The following is a 19,031-nucleotide window of genomic DNA, read 5'->3' as shown; positions in this document are numbered from 1 at the left end:
GATAGAGTCACTTCATATACGCGTTGATGGTTCTGACGCAGCGCGTCACTTCGTCGTCGGTTAGTGTGGGGTTCAGGGGCAGGCTCAGCACCTCGCGGTGCATTGCTTCGGCAATCGGCCAGTCCGTTCCGGCCCAGCTAGTGGCATAGGCCCGTTGGCGGTAAGGCGGTATGGGGTAATGAATATCGGTACCAATCCCCTGTTGTTGCAGGTACGTTCGAAAAGCGTCGCGCTCGGGGTGCCGTACCACAAACAAATGCCAGGCATCCGCATCGACAGCATCAGCGGGTGGCAACGTCAGGTCGGGCAGGGTCAGCTCCGCCAGGTAGCGGCGGGCCAACTGGCGGCGGCGATCGTTTTCGGCCGCAACAAACGGTAGCTTTTCCCCTAAAATCGCCGCCTGAAGCTCATCCAACCGGCTGTTGTGGCCAGGTACGTCGTTGACATACTTTTGCGCCGACCCGTAGTTACGCCACATCCGCAACTGCTCGGCCAGCGCATCGTCGTCGGTGGTAATCGCGCCGGCGTCGCCTAAGGCACCCAGGTTCTTGGTCGGGTAAAAACTAAACCCCGCCGCGTGCCCCAGACTCCCCGCCTGCCTGCCCCGGTACGTAGCCCCATGAGCCTGCGCCGCATCTTCCAGTACGCGCAACTTGTGGGTTGCGGCGAAAGCCAGCAGCGGCGCCATATCGGTACAGCGACCATACAGATGCACGGGCAGAATCGCCCTCGTTCGGCTGGTTAGTGCCGCCCCCAACCGCGCCGGGTCGAGGGTATACGTTTGCGGGTCGGGCTCGACCAGCACCGGGGTCAGGCCCGCGTGCGTGATGGCCAGCACCGAAGCAATATAGGCATTGGATGGTACTAGTACCTCGCTGCCCGCCTCAAACGCCCACGCTTTCAACACGAGTGTAAGCGCCTCCAACCCGTTTGCGACGCCAATGCAGTGCCGCACACCCACGTACCTGGCAAAGGCAGCTTCAAAAGCCTTCACCTCCTGCCCCAACACATACCAACCCGACTCGGCTACGCGCTGCATGGCCGCCTGAATCCGGTGCTGATGCGGGGCGTTGAGCCGGGCCAGATCAAGAAACGGAATCATGACGAGACAGGCGAAGACGCATAGCGACCAGTCGGATAAGGATCGTCGATGTAATCGGCCAGCCGATAGGGTTCGTTGGATAAGACCAGCAGCACAGCGTCGGCACTAAACTGGTTCATCACATGCCAGTCGGCGGGCTCCAGAATCAGGCATTTTGTTGGCTCATCCAGCCATACGTCCTGCTCCGTCTCTCCGTCGTGTGTGTACACACAGCACTTGCCCGTCACACAAATCAGCGCGTTCCAGGCCTGATGATGCCGATGTCCGCCGCGTGTCGCATTTTCGGCCCCATAGATGTAAAATACACGTTTGATGTCACCTGGTAGAATGTTGTTGTATACGGTTAAACTGCCTGATGTTGACGTAAATGTGTCCAGATTGACGAGTTTCGCCATTATTTTGGATATATGCTGACTAAGAACCAAACCGTCGGCCAATATACGCAGCAGTACACGGGCAAATGCAGTATTTTCGCCTATCATTAAATACAGATTAAAAAAATAATGACTGAGTAACGCAGCAGTGCAATCTTTTCTATGTCTATTACCACCTGGCTAAAAAAACCTATTGTCTGGATCATCGCACTCCCCATTCTGCTGGGCGTTGGCTGGCTGCTCCTGCTTCCCGACCAACCGGGCGCTACGGACGCTGTCGACCCGGCGGCTTATCGAGCCGAAGTGCTGGCCAGTCGGCAGAAGAAGGACAACTTCATGCGGACTAGTGCCGACTCACCCATTCAGGATAAGGGAGGGTTTAAGGGGCTGAGCTATTTTGATCCCGACGCCAGTTTCCGGGTGCTCGCCCGGCTGGAGCCTTTCCCGACGGGGCAGACGCAAAAGCTGGTCGTGCGCCTCACCGACGGTTCAGAGGAAGTGTACGAAAAATATGCCCACGCCAACTTCACGCTTGGTGGCCAATCGTGCCGGTTACTGGTGCTGAAGTTCGACGGTAACCTGACAGTACTGTTTCAGGATGGCACCTCGGGCAAAGACACCTATGGCGGCGGCCGCTACATCGACATCGAGCCCAACACAGTTGCCGACAATCAGGTGGTGCTGGATTTCAACACGGCTTACAATCCCTATTGCGCCTACAATCCCGATTACGCCTGCCCGCTGCCCCCGCCCGAAAACAAGTTGCCGGTAGCCGTAAAAGCCGGTGAACGCTACGTAGCCCACGATTGAGCGCCCGCAACAGGCCGTCGATTACCAGGCGTTCCAGCGGGTTTCTGCCCATTCGCCGACGGCTCCAGCTCAACGTTATGGATTGGCGGGTCCGCGTACCGGCCCGTAGTGTTGTTGCAGTTAACGGCTGATAATCCGCAATAAGCCAGCCGGTCTTGCTCGAAAGTACGCAGGGGCTTGCTTATTTTTGTGATCATCTTAGTTGGCTCGACTAGCAACGGTCGGGCTTTTTTTAGATGGTCATGCATGCATTGGGGGCGTTTGTCGGCGCTTGTTTGCCTATTGGCGACAGGCACGTACCCACGGCCCGTATCCATGCGTGACCTTCCTGCCTGAAACATGAATATTTCGTATAACTGGCTTACGCAGTTCATTGACGTTGACCAAACGCCCGACGAGTTGGGTAAGCTATTGACCAGTACCGGTCTGGAAGTCGACGGCATCGACACCATCGAGGCGGTGCCGGGTGGCCTGACGGGCGTGGTTATTGGCACCGTATTGACCTGCGAGCGCCACCCCGACGCCGATAAACTAAGCCTGACCACCGTCGACGTGGGCGGCGAAACACCCCTCAGCATCGTTTGCGGCGCGCCCAACGTAGCCGCCGGCCAGCGCGTGGTGGTGGCCACCGTAGGGGCCACACTGCACCCCAGCAGCGGCGAGCCTTTTCAGATCAAGAGAGCCAAAATTCGGGGGGCAGCCTCGGAAGGTATGCTTTGCGCCGAAGACGAAATCGGGCTGGGTACGTCGCACGACGGCATTATGGTGTTGACCACCGACGTACCCAACGGCACAGCCGCCGCCCGGTACTTTCAGCTCGAAGCCGACCACCGCATCGAAATCGGTCTCACGCCCAACCGCGCCGATGCGGCCTCGCACCTCGGCGTGGCCCGCGACCTGCGTGCTCTGCTGGGCAAGCCGGTCAAGTGGCCGTCGATTGACGCCTTCAAGGTCGACTCAACCGAGTTTACCATCCAGGTACGTGTCGAAGACACCGCCGCCTGCCCCCGCTACATGGGCCTGACGCTGAGCAACCTGCATGTGGGCGAATCGCCCGAGTGGCTGAAAAAACGCCTGTTGAGCATCGGTCTGACGCCCATCAACAACATTGTCGACGTTACCAATTTCGTTTGCCACGGGCTGGGGCAACCCATGCACGCGTTTGATGCTGCCGCCATCACCACGGGCGAGGTGGTCGTGAAAACGCTGCCTGCCGGCACGCCGTTCACGACGCTCGACGGCGTTGATCGCAAGCTGACGCCCACCGATCTGATGATCTGCAATGGCGACGCCGAGCCGATGTGTATTGGGGGCGTATTTGGCGGAAAGACTTCGGGCGTATCGGCTGAGACGACGCGCATCTTTCTGGAGTGTGCCTATTTCTCGCCCGCGTCGATTCGGAAAACCGCGCAGCAACACGGGCTCAAAACCGACGCGTCGTTCCGGTATGAGCGTGGCACCGACCCCAACATGCCGCCGTTCGCCCTGCGCTTCGCGGCCCTGCTGATTCAGGAAGTAGCGGGTGGCCAGATTACGTCCGACGTGATCGATGTGTACCCAACCCCCATCGCCGATTTCCGCGTGCCGGTCACGTACCGCAACATCGACCGGCTCATCGGGATTCAGATCGACCGGCAGCGGATGCACGACATCCTGTACGGCCTCGACATCCAGACCGACGAACTGACCGAGTCGGGATTCGTAGCGGTGGTGCCGCCCTACCGGGTCGACGTTACCCGCGAGGCCGACGTGGTGGAAGAGATCCTGCGGATTTATGGTCTCGACAACGTACCCCTGTCGGCCAGCCTGGCCGCCGATACGCTGTCGGAGTTTCCCGAGGTCGACGTGAATCAGTTGCAGGCGCGCATCGGCACCGTACTAGCGGCTACCGGCTTTGTCGAAGCCATGTCGCTGTCGATGACCCGCCCCGCTTACCACGAGGCCATCCGGGCCACACTCCCCCTCGCCGACGTGCGCCTACTGAACCCGTTGAGCGAAGAGCTTTCGGTGCTGCGGCAGTCGATGGTGTTCTCGATGCTCGATGCGCTGGTGTATAATCTCAACCGACGTCAACGCGACCTCAGCCTGTTTGAATTTGGCAAAGTCTACGGCTCCTCGGTCAGCACGGGCGACAACGGCACCGGTGCCACCAAGTACCACGAGTCGCCCCGGCTCGCGCTGGTCATGGCGGGCAACACAACGGCCGAAACCTGGCAGCAACCGGGTAAAGCCGTCGCCTTTCACGACATGGCGGCGGCGGTAAACCGTGTGCTGTCGTCGCTGCGGATCAAGCCAACGGACCAGCAACCGGCCGACCCCACGCTGTTTCAATATGGTTTGACCTATACGTTAGGTAAAAAGCCGGTTGTAACCTTTGGGTTACTCAACCCGAAATTGGCTAAATTGGCCGATGCCAAAGTGCCTGTTTATTATGCGGATTTCGACTGGGCGTTGCTCACGAAGCGGTATAGCGGTAAGGCCAGCTACGCGGAGGTGTCGCGCTTCCCCGAGGTGCGCCGTGACCTCTCGCTCGTGATCGACCGGTCGGTATCGTTTGCGCAGATTGAGCAGGTGGCCCGGCAAACCGAACGCAAGTTGCTGACGGGGCTGAACGTGTTTGACGTGTATGAAGGCGCGAACCTGGGCGCGGGCAAAAAAGCCTACGCCGTCAGTTTCACCTTGCAGGACGCGACCCAAACTCTGACCGACGCCGTCATCGACAAAACCATGCAACGCCTGATGGCTGCCTTCGAACGCGAGTTGGGGGCAACGATCAGAAAATAAGTTTTCCGTGCAAAGGCGGGTGTTTTTTTGTCAATCCGATCGGTAGCCCTGTGGGTTACTATAATGACTAAATCAAGAACACCCGCCTCGTAAACCGAAACCGCTACCCTGATGATTTCCGGATCACGGCTCTTTGTGTTGCTGGAAGATTTTGAACACAAGATCTTCGATTTGACTGAGTTAGTCGCTCAGCAGAAACAACGTATTGCCCATCTGGAATCGGAAAACAACCGACTCAACGAGCTGCTTCGGGACCAACAAAATCAGTTAAAACAACAAACGAAAAAAGCGACAGATACGCCGCCCGCGCTTACAAAGTCGAAAGATTTTGGTAAACTTGTAAGCAGCAACCTACCTGATACGGTTGCCCGTGAAGAAGTAAAGCAGAAGCTCGATGAGTACATACGCGATCTGGATCGCTGTATTGCTTACCTGAGCACCTTGTCATAAAGTACCAGTACCCTACGTACCCCGGTTCACTAACCCATTCATTCCTAGACCTTTTTGCGGTGAATCGGATTACGTGCCCTGTAATTGATCGAGTTGATGGAAGAACTGCTATCCATACACCTGAAAATCGCCGACCGCGATTACACCTTCAAGTCGCCACCTGAAGAGGAAACCATGCTGCGCGAAGCCTGGCGGCTCATCCGCGACCGAGTGGAGGTGCATCGCAACCGGGGTATGCGCGATACGCAGGACGTAATGGCCCTGATTGCCATCGAATGTCTGGTGACCAGTCTGAAGTCAGACGAACAGTCGCGGCAGTTACAGAATCGGGTTTATGACAAAGTTGCCAAGCTAAATCAGTTGGTCATTTCCACGCTGGCGTGACCGGGATGTAGCCTTATTTCGCCTCACAGGCACCGTGTCGGAACAACAGGGCGCAACGCTGCTATGTTCAACACTAACGACACGAACAAATGACGACAACTAACATATTGCTGATGTTCCTGAGCGATTTGCTTGCGCTGGGCATCGGTGTTTTTGTGGGCCGGAAACTGCTTCACAAAACCTTCAGCGGCAAACAGCAGGAAGCTGAAGCCAAAGCCGCCGACATCATCAAGAATGCCGAGTTGCAGGCCGAGACGATCAAGAAGGATCGGATGCTCGAAGCCAAAGAGAAATACCTCAAGCTCAAAGCCGAATTTGAAGAGCAGAGCAACCAGAAACGGGGTTTGTTGCAGCAAAACGAGGCCAAACTAAAGCAACGCGAGCAGCAGCTCATGCAACAGGCCGATCAGCAGCGTAACCGCGAAGGCGAACTGAATCAGCTCAAAAACGAGATCAATCAACAGAAAAGTGCGCTGACGCAGCAGACCGAAGCCCTTAACCGCCGCGCCGCCGACGTGGATCGCCGACAGGTTGAGGCCGACAAAATGCTGGCCGAACAGGTGTCTCAACTGGAGAAAATTGCCGGGCTATCCGCCGAGCAGGCCCGCGAGCAACTGGTCGAAACCCTGAAAGCCGAAGCTGAAACGCGCGCATCGTCGTACGTCAAGAACATCGTCGAGGAAGCCAAGCTGACGGCGACCAAAGAGGCGAAGAAGGTGGTGATCGAGACCATTCAGCGCACCGCTACCGAGCATGCCATCGAAAACTGCGTATCGGTGTTCAACATCGAATCCGACGACGTGAAAGGCAAGGTAATCGGGCGGGAAGGGCGCAATATCCGCACGCTGGAAGCTGCCACGGGCGTCGAAATCATCGTCGACGATACGCCGGAAGCGATCATTATTTCGGGCTTCGATCCGGTTCGGCGCGAAGTGGCCCGGCTCTCGCTGCACCGCCTCGTGCAGGATGGGCGCATTCACCCCGCCCGCATCGAGGAAATCGTGGCCAAGACCCGCAAGAACATCGAAGACGAGATTGTGGAGATTGGCGAACGTACGGTAATCGACCTGGGCATTCACGGCCTGCACCCCGAGTTGATCAAGATGATCGGTCGGATGCGCTTCCGGTCGAGCTACGGGCAGAACCTGTTGCAACACTCACGCGAAGTGGCCAAACTCTGCGCCACGATGGCCGCCGAGTTGGGCCTCAACGCCAAGCTTGCCAAACGCGCCGGTCTTCTGCACGACATTGGTAAAGTGTGGCCTGAAGAAGCTGAACTGCCCCACGCCCTGCTGGGTATGGAGCTGGCCAAAAAGTACAAGGAGAACCCCGAGGTCGTCAACGCCATTGGTGCTCACCACGACGAGATCGAGATGACGAGCATGATTTCGCCCATCGTACAGGTCTGTGACGCCATTTCGGGTTCGCGCCCCGGCGCCCGCCGCGAGATGATGGAGTCGTACATCAAACGCCTGAAAGAACTCGAGGAACTCGCCACCAACTTCCAGGGCGTAACCAAGTGCTACGCCATTCAGGCGGGCCGCGAGTTGCGCGTGATGGTCGATGCCGAGCGCGTCACCGACGACCGGGCGGGTGCGCTGTCGTTCGAGATTTCGCAGAAGATCGAGAAAGAGATGCAGTACCCCGGCCAGATCAAGGTCACGGTCATCCGCGAAATGCGCTCGGTGGCCTACGCCAAGTAGCCAGGTACGTTGCCTTACTAACTGCATGAAAGCCGGGACTATTCCCGGCTTTCGTTGTTTACACAAAACGAGTATTGCTCGAAGACAACGTTATGAAAAAAGGCTTATTGATTACGCTGGGCATTTTGCTCCTGCTCGGTATTGGCGGCTATATCTATTATACCAACCTCAAGCAAAAGGCCCGATCTGAGGATGGAGCCTACGATGGCACACTCAAACCCCGGCTCGAACTGAGTCGCTTTGATTTCACCGACATCAGCGACGACGCCATCCAGATGAACATGTACCTGCTCATCGACAATCCGCTGCCGGTCGGTTTCAAGGCACGGCGTGTCGATTACAGCTTTTTCATCGACAATGAAGAGGTCGTGAAAGACAGCTACGATAAGGTAGTGGAGGTAAAATCGCAGGATAGCACGCTGATAGCGTTACCGGCCAAGCTGCTGGCGGCGAAGATGACGCGCGTATTGAAACGGCTGGAAGCCCAGGGCGTCGACAGCACGGACTACCGCCTGCGCACTACCTTCGACCTCGACGTACCCATCGCGGGCGAACGGACTTTCACGGTATCGCAGTCGCTGCGAGGACCGACCTATTACATCCCGAAGATTGAGGTCAAAGACATTGATCTGGGCAAATTCGGGCTGAAGAAAACCGACGTGGCCGCAACGATATCGTGCACCAACAAGAACAAGTTTCCGTATAACATCACCGATGCCCGCTACACCGTTACGATCAACGGGAAGGAGATTGCGCAGGGCGTGCAGGCTGAACCCATCCTGATCAAAGCGCAGGGCACCACGCCCTTTGTGTTGCCCGTGACGGTGAAGCCCGGCCAAACGCTGGGGTTGTTGCCCAAGATGTTGTTCGACAAGAAGGATACGCCCGTTGAGATTGCGTTTAGCTGCAAAATTCTCGATAAGAACAACGATCCTATGTTCAAGAATAGCCAGTTCGTCACCACCATCCGGGGTACGTTGGCCGAACTTATGAAGAAGCAGTAAAGCGCGGGGCATAGGGTAAAGTTTCACCCCTGCTCCGAGCCCCGCGCCCCACGCCTTACAACGTGGGCTGATCGGTAACGACTTCACCGCTGTTGCGGATGGCAAACTCCTGCCCTTCCTTATCGGCCTTCCGAACAAACGGCCGGATGATCAGGCGCGTACCCCGGTCGTAGGTAAATAGGCGATAGAGCCAGTTGCTGAGCACGACCAGCTTGCTACGGAAGCCGATGAGGTACCAGATGTGCACAAATAGCCAGGCCATCCAGGCAATGAAGCCACTCAGGTGCAGCTTTTTGGGCAGATCGGCTACCGCCCGCACACGACCGATAATAGCCAGCGACCCTTTGTCGAAATAGTCGAACGGACGAAGCTGACCGCCCCGCTGAAGCAACGTCAGGTTGGTGGCCAGGTGTTCGCCCTGCTGAATAGCCGGTTGCGCCACACCGGGGTGCCCGTTGGGCCATTTCTCGGTTTTCATCAGTGCCACGTCGCCCACCGCATATACCCCCTCGACGCCTTTAACGCGGTTGTACTCGTCGACCAGGTACCGGCCTTTCTCGACCGATTCGGCGGGTAGGCCTTCAATGGTGGCGCCCGCTACCCCCGCCGCCCAGATAAGCGTCTGCGTCGGGATGGTTTCGCCATTTTTGAACGTAACGGTGTCGCCATCATACGAATCGACCAGGGTTTTCACTTTCGTGACCACGCCCAGTTCATCGAGGTAACCCTGCGTTTTGGCCGCCGATTCGGGCGACATCGGGGGCAACACCCGATCGAGCCCTTCAACGAGGTAGATATTCATCTTGCTGAAATCCAGCCCCGGATAATCGTTGGGCAGCACGTGTTTCCGCATTTCGGCTAGTGAGCCCGCCAGCTCGACGCCCGTTGGGCCACCGCCTACAATCACGAAGTTGAGCAGGCTCTGCCGCATCACCGGATCTTTGATGATGCTCGCCTGCTCGAAGGATTGCAGCAGCTGACTCCGCAGGTTGAGCGCGTCGGGGATGGTCTTAAGTGGAAACGAATTGTTCTTGATCGTATCGTTCCCGAAGAAATTGGACCGTGAGCCCGTGGCAATCACCAGGTGATCGTATTTCAGCTCGCCGATGAGTGTCTTGACCGTTTTGGCGGCTGGGTCTACGCCCGTCACGCGCACGAGCCGAAAATGAAAGTCGTCGTACTCTTCGTCGAAGAGTTTACGGAGCGGCTCGGCAATGGCGTCGGGTTCGAGGCCGGCCGTGGCTACCTGATAGAGCAGCGGCCAGAAGCCGTGATAGTTCTGCTTATCGAACATCACGATCTGGAAGCCCTTATTTTTCAGCCCTTTAACTAAGTTGATACCCCCAAAACCGCCGCCGATCACAACGACGCGGGGTTTATTGGTATCCGGTATATTCAGTGATAATTTATCAAACTTCAGCATAACAGTTTCCGTTGAGGCACGTACTCCTGTATGTACTGATGCAATGGGGTATTTGTTTTAAAAAGTGGGGGAACCAGTAACCAGATTTAGTCGTATCGGCCACGGCAGCCAATCGGCTTATGGCCTAGGCACTTACCTGCTGCAACGACGCTTCAGACGGGGTGCGGCCGATCAACGATTTGGCGCGATCCAGGAACCGATACACCAACGAGGTCTGCGCGTAAAGACTATGCAGCGTGATATGGTCGGGCCGGTAGTAAATGACCCGTTGCTCGGGCAACTGGACAATCGACATGGCATCTTCGGGCAAAATCCGATTATGCTGGATCAGCTCGGCGGCGTATGCCTTGGCCTCATCCACCGAGGCGGCATAGGCGCGGTGCGTTTGCTGACCGTAATGATAAGTAATTACGTATGATTTCATTAGGCGCTCAAATTAGGTATGCAATCATAGCAAATATGAGTAACATAACCTATGAGTAGTCCATTAAAAATCACCTAAATCTACCATTTTACTAGCCGAAAAAACGGTTCAGGTTGACATTCGTCTTGAAAATATATTATTCGGTGTATTCGTATGTACCCGTTTGGTCACGTGCTCTTTGACTAACTCAAACGCGCGTATGAAGCTTACCTACTGCCAAGTAGTACTACCCGTTTACTCCTCTTCGCTATTGTTCAGTTTGCTGAGTAAGCTATAGCCTCCCGCCAACACAACCGGCGTTCGGGCTGGATCAATCGTAGCGGGCAATGACACGGCCACGTACCCAGCTTCGCGGACGCCCGTGCGCACTTCCACCTGCCGAAACTGATACACCGTGGGTTGCCCGTCTTTCCGGTCGAGCACATACACGTACGACTTGCCGCCAAAACCAATGACGGCCGTTTCGGGCAGCGTTGGGACCGACTGCGTCTTCACGTCGATCTGTGCCGACACGTACCCGCCGGGGATAAAAACGGGCTTTAATTCGTCGGGGTGAGCCAGCACGGGAATGGTACGGTCGGGCGCGAGCGATTTCCCGATCAGAAACACATCGGCCCGGTGCACGGGGGCAGCGTCGCCTCCCATGCCAAACCGCACAGCCTGTCCCAGCCGGATCTGATTGATGTCCTTCTCAAAGATATTGAGCCGAACGTGCAGGTGTTCGACGTTGGTGATTTCCACGAGCACATCCGCCGGATTCACGAATCGCCCCGTATTCACAGGTACGTTGGTGATGTAGCCCGACGCCGGCGCGGGTACGCTGACGGTGCGCGTCAGGCGGGCGGGGGTTAGCTGCGTGGGGCTAATGCCCAGCATACTCAGTCGTTGGGCGGCGGCGGCCAGTTGTGCCTGCAGGCTCTGCCGGTTCGAGCGCGTTTGCTGGAAGGTTTTAAGCGCGCTCACATTCTCGCGGCTCAGTTCTTCCTGCCGGGCGTAGTCGAGGTCGGCGTAGTCCAGTTTGGCTTTGGTGTCGAGGTACTCCTGCTGCAACTGAATGTAGTCGGGGTTTTCGAGGACCACCAGCGTCTGCCCTTTGCGCACCCGTTGCCCCGGCTCAAGGTCGATCTTGCGGATGTACCCGCCAAACGGTACCGACACCGACACCAGGTTGGAGGCCGGTACGTCGATCTGCCCATTGGCTTTCAGCACGGTGCTCAGCGCCCGGCTCGTTGGCTGCCCCAACTGAATACCCGCCATGTTGTATTGCGCCTGCGTGAGCGACACCAGCACCTCACCGGTTTCGGTCGGCTCCTTTGCCGAGGAGTCGGTGGCCGCCGCGGCCAGTTCGGGACCATTCCGTGTTTTCTCGGAACCACAGGCGGTCAGTAAATAGATCATCAGCCCAAGCCGACAGGCGGTAGTCAGGGCACGAAAAGCAGTCATAGTTTCAGAAGAAATAACGTGTGTGGTGGCAGTATGTACTGAACGAACCGTTTATCAATACCCAAGTAAGTAGTTGATGTACAGCACCGACTGATTGTACTGATTCAGAATGTCGAGGTACGACGAGCGGATGGTGAGCGCCTGTTGCAACGCCAGCGAAAACTCGACGTACCCGATATCGCCCGCCCGAAACGACCGGCGCGCGTTGGTCTGAATGAGTTGCGCCTGCGTGAGGCCATTTTGCTCGTAATAGGCCAACGCCGACCGGTACTGATTGTACTGGCTGATAGCCTGCTGTACTTGCTGAGTCAGCGCAAATTGCCCCGCCTGCAATTCCGTTTGGGCTACCTGCTCGCTCACCCGGGCCGCTTCGACGCGGGCCTTTTGGGCATTGCCCAGCAGCGGGAAAGTCACCCCGATTTGCCCACCCCAGAACCGCGCCCCCGGCCCGAAATACAGTTCCTGCCCGTCGATCAGCTGGTTGCCGATGAGCGTCTGCGAAAACAGCCCCACCAGAAAGTCGGGCCGGAGTCGCGCCTGCTCGACCAGTCGGGTTTGCTCGGCCACCTGAATCTGCTGCTGCAACTGCCGAAGTTGCGGATGCTGCCCCGCCTGCGTGCTTTGCAGGCTATCGAGGGCCACCGGCAGGGTCAGCTTGGGCAGGGGCTGATCGGCCACCTCGAAGGCATCGGGCTTGTTGAGCAGCGTTTTCAGGCGCGTGCGGGCGCCGGTCAGGTCGGCGTCGAGTTGGGCCAGCCGCACCCGCTGATCGGCGAGCTGACTCTCGGCCGTTGCTTTTTCGAGACTACCCGTTTCGCCGGTTTTGAACCGGATGCTCGCCGCCTGCACAAATTCGGCCAGGAGCGTATCCTGCTGCCGAAACAGCCGCCGCCGCTGATGCAGGTAATCGAGTTCATAGAAGGTCGACTTCACCTCATACCGGATCTGATGCTGGGTGACAGCCAGACTGGCTTCCCGCGCCGTGACGGAGCGATCGTTCAGGTCGGCCAGGCGGCGCACCAGCGTGGGGTTCGGAATCGTGTGCGTGACGGTCAGGTTATTGTCGAACCGGCGGCTGTTGTACTGGCCCAACAGCGCCGTAGCCGAAAGCCGCCCGGCATCGTAGGCCGTGCGGCGCAGTGCCTGTTGCTGCGTGATGCCCAACGTACCCAGCTGAATCTGCGGGTTTCGGGTGTTGGCCTGTTGCAGCGCCTGCTCCAGGGAGAGCAGTTGTGGCGTCTGGCCGATGGCGGGCAACGTACCCAGCAGCAACAGCAGGCCCGTCAGCGCCGCCGGTACGTTGCTTTTTGGCGGGTTCACCGGGCGCCCAGCGGCTTCTTTGGCCAATGATTTTCGTTCGAAAATGGAATACAGAATGGGCAACACGATCAACGTCAGCAAGGTAGCCGTCAGCAGGCCGCCAATCACGACCGTAGCCAGCGGCTTTTGTACTTCAGCCCCCGCCGAATTGGACAGGGCCATCGGAATAAACCCAAACGAAGCCACCAGGGCCGTCATAATCACGGGGCGCAAGCGCGTTTCGGCCCCTTGCCGGATAATCTCTTTCATATCAGTAAGGCCCTGCTCCTGCCGCAGGTGGTTAAATTCGGCCAACAACACAATCCCGTTCAGCACGGCCACGCCAAAAAGCGCAATGAACCCTACCCCCGCCGAAATGCTGAACGGCATATCGCGCAGCAGGAGGGCAAACACCCCACCGATGGCTGCCAGCGGAATCGCCATGAAGATCATCAGGCTCTGGCGGATGGAGTTGAACGTAAAAAAGAGCAGGGCGAAGATGAGCGCCAGTGCCAGCGGCACCGCCACGCCAAGCCGCTGCTTGGCTTCGATCAGGTTCTGAAATGTACCGCCGTAGGTGATCGAGTAGCCGGCGGGCAGCTTGACCCGCTGGTTCACCTGCTGTTGCAGGTCAGCCACGATGCTCTCCACGTCACGGCCGCGCACGTTGAACCCGAGCGTGATGCGCCGTTTGGTCTGATCCCGCTGAATCTGGTTGGGGGCCTGCACAATCCGTACGTCGGCAATCTGGCTCAGTGGCAGCTGCTCGCCCGCGGGGGTCGCTACGTACAGGTTCCGGATGTCGTCGACGCTCTGCCGTTTGGTTTCGGCGAGCCGCAGCACCAGATCGAAGCGCTTTTCCCCCTCAAACACCGACCCCGCCGACTGCCCCGCAAACGCCGTGTTAATGGCCTGGTTGACATCCGACACGTTGAGGCCGTAATGGGCAATGGCGTTGCGGTCGAGTTTAATCAGAATCTGGGCCAGCCCCGCTACCTGCTCGACGTACAGATCCGCCGCCCCGTCGATTTTCTGGATCAGCCGCCCCACCTCGCCGGCCAGCCGTTCCAGCTGATTGAGGTCTTCGCCGTAAATTTTCAGGGCCACATCCTGCCGGGCTCCGGTCATCAGCTCGTTGAACCGCATCTGTACGGGCTGCTGGAAGCCAAACGTCACCCCCGGCACGACCGAGAGCGCCTCCGCCATTTTTTCGGCCAGTTCGTCGCGCGTGGTGGCCGACGTCCACTGGTCTTTGGGTTTCAGCACCACCATCATATCGGCTGCTTCGATGGGCATGGGGTCAGTGGGTACTTCGCCGGAGCCGATCTTGGCCACCACCTGCTCCACCTCGGGAAACTGTTTTAGCAAAATGCGCTCACCTTTCAGCGTAGCATCGACCGTTTCGCTCAACGAACTGCCCACCAGCGTGCGCGTGTCGACGGCGAAATCGCCCTCATCGAGTTGCGGGATAAACTCGCCCCCCATGCGTGTGAAGGTAAAGATGGCTACCACCAGCAGCGCCACCGACGTACCCAGCACCAGCGCCCGGTTCCGCAGCGACCACAGCAGCACCGGTTCGTAAACCCGGAAAATCCGGCCCATCAGCTTGTCGGAGAAGGAGGTCTTGTACTCGGTTTTCTTGCTCAGGAAAAGCGCCGAAATCATGGGTACGTAGGTCAGCGACAGAATAAACGCCCCCAGAATGGCGAAGGCCACCGTCAGGGCCATCGGCCGGAACATCTTCCCTTCAATGCCCGACAAGGCCAGAATCGGCAGGTACACGATCAGGATGATGATCTCGCCAAACGCCGCCGACGACCGGATCCGGCTCGCCGCCCCAAATACCTCCTCGTCCATCTGCGCCTGCGTAAAGCGGGCAGGGATAGCTGGGATGGCAGGGGTTGTCTTGTCCATTAGTCCATCCTTGCCCGCCCCTGCTACCCCGGCGCCGAAGGCACTCCCGGCGCGAAGCACAATATGGTGCAGCGTGGCTTCAACGATGATCACGGCGCCGTCGACGATTAGGCCGAAGTCGATGGCACCAAGGCTCATCAAATTGCCCGACACGCCGAAGAGGTTCATCATGGAAACGGCAAACAGCAGCGCCAGCGGAATCACCGACGCCACCACCAAGCCCGCCCGCACGTTACCCAGCAGCAGCACCAGCACGAAAATGACGATCAGCGCCCCTTCCATCAGGTTTTTCTCTACCGTCCCGATGGCGCTGTTGACCATCTTGGTGCGGTCCAGAAACGGGATGATGTCAACACCCTCCGGCAGGGTTTTCTGGATCTCGGCGATATTAGCCTTTACCCGTTTGATCACCGCGGACGAGTTCTCGCCTTTGATCATCATGACCACGCCCCCCACCGTTTCGCCATCGCCGTTGCGCGTCACGGCCCCGTAACGCACCGCCGAACCGACCTGCACCGTGGCGATGTCGCGCACGCGCACCGGCGTGCCCAGGTCGCTACCCGACGAATGACCCAGCTGCACGACGATGTTGGCAATATCATCGGGGTTACCAATCAGGCCCTCCGACCGGATGAAATAGGCGTTGGGCTTTTTGTCGATGTACGCCCCACCCGTGTTCTGGTTATTCTGCTCCAGCGCCCGAAACAGGTCGGCAATGGTGATGTTGGCGCTACGGAGCCGGTCGGGGTCGATCGCGATTTCATATTGCTTCAACTGCCCGCCAAACCCGCTCACCTCGGCTACCCCCGGCGTACCCAGCAGCCCCCGCCGGATCGTCCAGTCCTGAATGGTCCGCAGGTCGCTGAGGGTATAGCGGTTTTCGTAGCCTTTCCGGGGCACCACCGTATACTGGAAAATCTCGCCCAGGCCCGTGGTCACGGGGGCCATCACGGGCGTACCCACGCCGGGCGGAATCTGCCCCGTCACGGTTTGCAGGCGTTCGGCAATCTGCTGCCTCGCCCAGTACACGTCGGTGGCATCGGTGAATACCACCGTGACGATCGACAGGCCGAAGCGCGAAAAGGAGCGCAGTTCGGTAATGTCCGGAATATTGGACAGGCTGACCTCGATCGGAAACGTGACAAGGCGTTCGATGTCTTCGGCCGCCAGCGACGGGCTGCTCGTGATCACCTGCACCTGGTTGTTGGTAATGTCGGGGACGGCGTCGATCGGCAATTGGGTAGCCGACCAGCCGCCCCACAGGATCAGCCCCAGCGTGAGCAGGCCAATAATGAGTTTGTTCTGGATAGAGAACCGGATAATGGCATTCAGCATGAACGGATAGGATTGAGCTACGCGTCATTCATAGTCATTGGGCGCCAACCATTGCCGACGCAACGAATGACCATGAATGACCGCAAAGCGAATGAAAGCAAGGCGCACTGACGCGAAGCAACCGTCTACCGTCGGGGAGGATTGATGAGCGAACGAATCGCGGCGAAGGCATACAAATCAGCCTTCCGGAAAAAAGTAGCCCTGGCTACGCGGATCAACGACACCGCCGGGGGTTCGGCGTCCAGCCGCAGGGGGCTGGGGGTCGGTACCGATACAAAATGGCCCGCCGAGGGCAGGTTATGATGGCAATGATTGGGGTGTTTCTGATGCTCCGAACTGGTATCGTAGTGCATCAGCAGAAAATCGACGAAACCCAGCGACGTGTCTTCGACCCGGTGGTGCTGGTAATGATGAATCAGCTCTGCCCAGCGGGCCGACTGGTCAATGCCGAAGCCGGGAAGCAGACTGCTTCCGAGCATAAGCTGAACCAGAAAAAGAGCGACAACGGATTTCATCGTTTCGGAACGTACCTGACTCGTTGCCTCCCAATAGCGGGTACGGCCAACAAGTGTTGCAAATATACATGGTAAGTTAGGCATTTTTACAACGCCGCACCTAGCCGATACCAACGTATCGGTAGCAGACTGGTGCGTAGTCGTCCGCGCGTTCGCCACAGGTACGTTGCTTACCGCTAGGTCGGGTATTGCCAGCTGCCCCGGTAGGGCCGGCTCAGCAGCGCGTTGGCTTCGGGGTCGTTGAGAATCGTCTGCGTCGTCTGATCCCAGGCCACACTCCGGCCCAGTTTCATGGACAACATACCCAGCAGCGCCATGTTGGTCGATCGCTGCCCGATTTCGATGTCACAGACCGGCGTGCGGTTGTTCCGGATCGAGTCGGTGAAGTTGGTCCAGAGCCCGGCGATGTTCTGGTCGTCGGGTTTGTCGAGTTGGGCGTCCTGATGAATCGTCGGCTTTTTCGGATCGACGGGGTAAAACGTCCAGCCATCGAGCCAGCCCATGTGAAATGTGCCTTCGGTGCCGTAGAAATAGCAACCCACCGCCTGATTGGGCATTGTTTTCTCGGCGTTATTCCCCGCAAACAGGCGATGCTCCCAGATAGCCGTGAACCCTTCAAACTCATACGTCGCCACCTGATGATCGGGCGCGTCAGTCTGATCGCGTCGGATAGCCCGGCCGCCGGTCGAGTATACCTTGCGCGGCGCTTTTTCGTCGGTCCACCACAAAACCTGGTCGAGCCAGTGAATGCCCCAGTCGCCGAGTTGTCCGTTGGCATAGTCGAGATACTGCCGGAAGCCCCGCGGGTGAATCGTCGGGTTATAGGCCCGGAGCGGCGCCGGCCCACACCACATATCCCAGTCGAGATCGCGGGGCGGCTCGGCGTCGGGCGTAACCTTGCCTTCGTTTCCGCCGTAGCTCACAAAGGCCCGCACCATCCCGATCTTCCCGGCCTTCCCCGACCGCAGAAAGTCCATACCTGACACGTTGTGGGGCGAGATGCGCCGGTGCGTACCTACCTGGCAAACCTTGCCCGTAGCCCGCGCCGCCCGCACCATCGCCTTGCCTTCATTGATGGTGTGGCTGATGGGTTTCTCCACATACACATGCGCGCCCGTCTGCATGGCCGCGATGGCGATCAGCGGGTGCCAGTGATCGGGGGTAGCCACAATGGCGATGTCGGGTTTCTCGGCGTTTAGCAGCTCCCGAAAATCACCGTAGAGCTTGGGCCGCTCGTTGCTGAGTTTGGTTACGTCGGCCTGCGCCCGTTGCACCTGCGCCTTGTCTACGTCGCAAAGCGCCACCACCGTTACCTCGCCCGACTGCATGGCGGCGCGCAGGATATTCATGCCCCACCAGCCGGAGCCGATGAGCGCCACCCGGAATTTCTGCGGCGGCCGATGGTAAATAAACGGGACAGCCGAGGCCGGTGACTGGGGCAACAGCAACGTACCTGCGGTGGCTAACGCAGACGTTTTCAGAAAATCGGAGCGGTTCATGGGCAAAGCAGGCGCTTAGTCAGTAACGGCTGTCGGCAACGAGCACCGACGGCTCAACCTGCCAAAGACAAAAGCAACCGTTTTATCACCGCTGCCTATGCGCGAAACCCGGCTAAGCCGATAGCGTCCGAGTACGTATGGTGCGAATGAGCCAATACAACAGCAGCCCAACCGGCCCGAGCATGAAGCAGCCAAGCAGCGGCACAACAACGTACCCGTGGGGAATCGCCTTTTCCTGCGCGTCCCGCACGATTACCGTGCCCGCCACCAGATCGAACGCCAGGTAGTGCACCCAACCCGCCAGCATCACGCCGTCGCCCCCGGTGGCAAACAGGTGTTTGATGCCCGACAGCGACCCAAACGCGGCAAAATCGACCGGGCCACCACTGAACAGATAGCTGACGTAGATGACTGCCAGACAAACCGGAATCAGATACGACTGCATGAGCCAGCGGGTTACGCGCCAGCGCGGCGCCACAATCATCAACAGCCACTGGGGCAGCACCAGCGTGTTGGCCAGTTGAAAAACAGAATCGGCGGTCATGGTACGAAACAGATTTTGGGTTCA

General features: G+C 58.2%; 15 protein-coding genes. 6 read left to right on the top strand and 9 right to left on the bottom strand.

Going from position 1 to position 19,031, the window contains the following annotated elements:
• Positions 1-7: 7 nt before the first annotated feature.
• Complete coding sequence (locus FAES_RS06930; RefSeq protein WP_015330489.1) at positions 8-1,102, bottom strand: DegT/DnrJ/EryC1/StrS family aminotransferase; 1,095 nt, start codon at positions 1,100-1,102, stop codon at positions 8-10.
• Positions 1,099-1,497, bottom strand: coding sequence for a sugar 3,4-ketoisomerase (locus FAES_RS06925; RefSeq protein WP_041257623.1), 399 nt, complete (start codon positions 1,495-1,497; stop codon positions 1,099-1,101). The genes FAES_RS06930 and FAES_RS06925 overlap by 4 nt, the downstream gene beginning before the upstream one ends.
• A 141-nt stretch (positions 1,498-1,638) precedes the next feature.
• On the opposite strand from FAES_RS06925, the gene FAES_RS06920 reads away from it, so the two are divergent.
• From FAES_RS06920 to FAES_RS06895, 6 genes are all read left to right on the top strand, one after another.
• Positions 1,639-2,286 (top strand): DUF1684 domain-containing protein, encoded by a 648-nt coding sequence (locus tag FAES_RS06920; protein ID WP_015330487.1) that lies wholly within the window; start codon positions 1,639-1,641, stop codon positions 2,284-2,286.
• A gap of 339 nt (positions 2,287-2,625) precedes the next feature.
• Positions 2,626-5,070, top strand: coding sequence for a phenylalanine--tRNA ligase subunit beta (gene pheT / locus FAES_RS06915; RefSeq protein ID WP_015330486.1), 2,445 nt, complete (start codon positions 2,626-2,628; stop codon positions 5,068-5,070).
• A gap of 111 nt (positions 5,071-5,181) precedes the next feature.
• Complete coding sequence (locus FAES_RS06910) at positions 5,182-5,520, top strand: hypothetical protein (protein ID WP_015330485.1); 339 nt, start codon at positions 5,182-5,184, stop codon at positions 5,518-5,520.
• Positions 5,521-5,616: 96 nt separating this feature from the next.
• Positions 5,617-5,904 carry a cell division protein ZapA gene (locus tag FAES_RS06905; protein ID WP_015330484.1) on the top strand — a complete coding sequence of 96 codons (288 nt, stop codon included), beginning with the start codon at positions 5,617-5,619 and terminating at the stop codon, positions 5,902-5,904.
• Positions 5,905-5,993: 89 nt separating this feature from the next.
• A complete protein-coding gene (rny, locus tag FAES_RS06900) occupies positions 5,994-7,607 on the top strand; it encodes a ribonuclease Y (protein WP_015330483.1) in 1,614 nt (537 codons plus the stop codon).
• A gap of 92 nt (positions 7,608-7,699) precedes the next feature.
• The gene (locus FAES_RS06895) at positions 7,700-8,611 is read left to right on the top strand and encodes an LEA/WHy family protein (RefSeq protein WP_015330482.1); all 912 of its coding nucleotides are present in this window, start codon (positions 7,700-7,702) and stop codon (positions 8,609-8,611) included.
• Positions 8,612-8,666: 55 nt separating this feature from the next.
• Here the strand turns inward: FAES_RS06895 and FAES_RS06890 are convergent, their stop codons facing one another.
• The 7 genes from FAES_RS06890 to FAES_RS06860 form a co-directional block, all read right to left on the bottom strand.
• The gene (locus FAES_RS06890) at positions 8,667-10,034 is read right to left on the bottom strand and encodes an NAD(P)/FAD-dependent oxidoreductase (RefSeq protein WP_015330481.1); all 1,368 of its coding nucleotides are present in this window, start codon (positions 10,032-10,034) and stop codon (positions 8,667-8,669) included.
• Positions 10,035-10,158: 124 nt separating this feature from the next.
• Positions 10,159-10,458: a hypothetical protein gene (locus tag FAES_RS06885; RefSeq protein ID WP_015330480.1), complete on the bottom strand. Its 300-nt coding sequence runs from the start codon at positions 10,456-10,458 to the stop codon at positions 10,159-10,161.
• A 234-nt stretch (positions 10,459-10,692) separates the two neighbouring features.
• Positions 10,693-11,901 carry an efflux RND transporter periplasmic adaptor subunit gene (locus FAES_RS06880; RefSeq protein ID WP_015330479.1) on the bottom strand — a complete coding sequence of 403 codons (1,209 nt, stop codon included), beginning with the start codon at positions 11,899-11,901 and terminating at the stop codon, positions 10,693-10,695.
• A gap of 54 nt (positions 11,902-11,955) precedes the next feature.
• Positions 11,956-16,449: a CusA/CzcA family heavy metal efflux RND transporter gene (locus FAES_RS06875; RefSeq protein WP_015330478.1), complete on the bottom strand. Its 4,494-nt coding sequence runs from the start codon at positions 16,447-16,449 to the stop codon at positions 11,956-11,958.
• Between the two features lie 125 nt (positions 16,450-16,574).
• Positions 16,575-16,964, bottom strand: coding sequence for a hypothetical protein (locus FAES_RS06870; protein WP_041257622.1), 390 nt, complete (start codon positions 16,962-16,964; stop codon positions 16,575-16,577).
• A gap of 176 nt (positions 16,965-17,140) precedes the next feature.
• Positions 17,141-18,463: a Gfo/Idh/MocA family protein gene (locus FAES_RS06865; protein ID WP_015330476.1), complete on the bottom strand. Its 1,323-nt coding sequence runs from the start codon at positions 18,461-18,463 to the stop codon at positions 17,141-17,143.
• A gap of 112 nt (positions 18,464-18,575) precedes the next feature.
• Complete coding sequence (locus tag FAES_RS06860; protein ID WP_015330475.1) at positions 18,576-19,007, bottom strand: ABA4-like family protein; 432 nt, start codon at positions 19,005-19,007, stop codon at positions 18,576-18,578.
• Positions 19,008-19,031 lie beyond the last annotated feature (24 nt).

This window comes from Fibrella aestuarina BUZ 2, assembly GCF_000331105.1.
Taxonomy (GTDB): Bacteria; Bacteroidota; Bacteroidia; order Cytophagales; family Spirosomataceae; genus Fibrella; species Fibrella aestuarina.
This window is presented reverse-complemented; position numbering and strand designations above follow the sequence as displayed.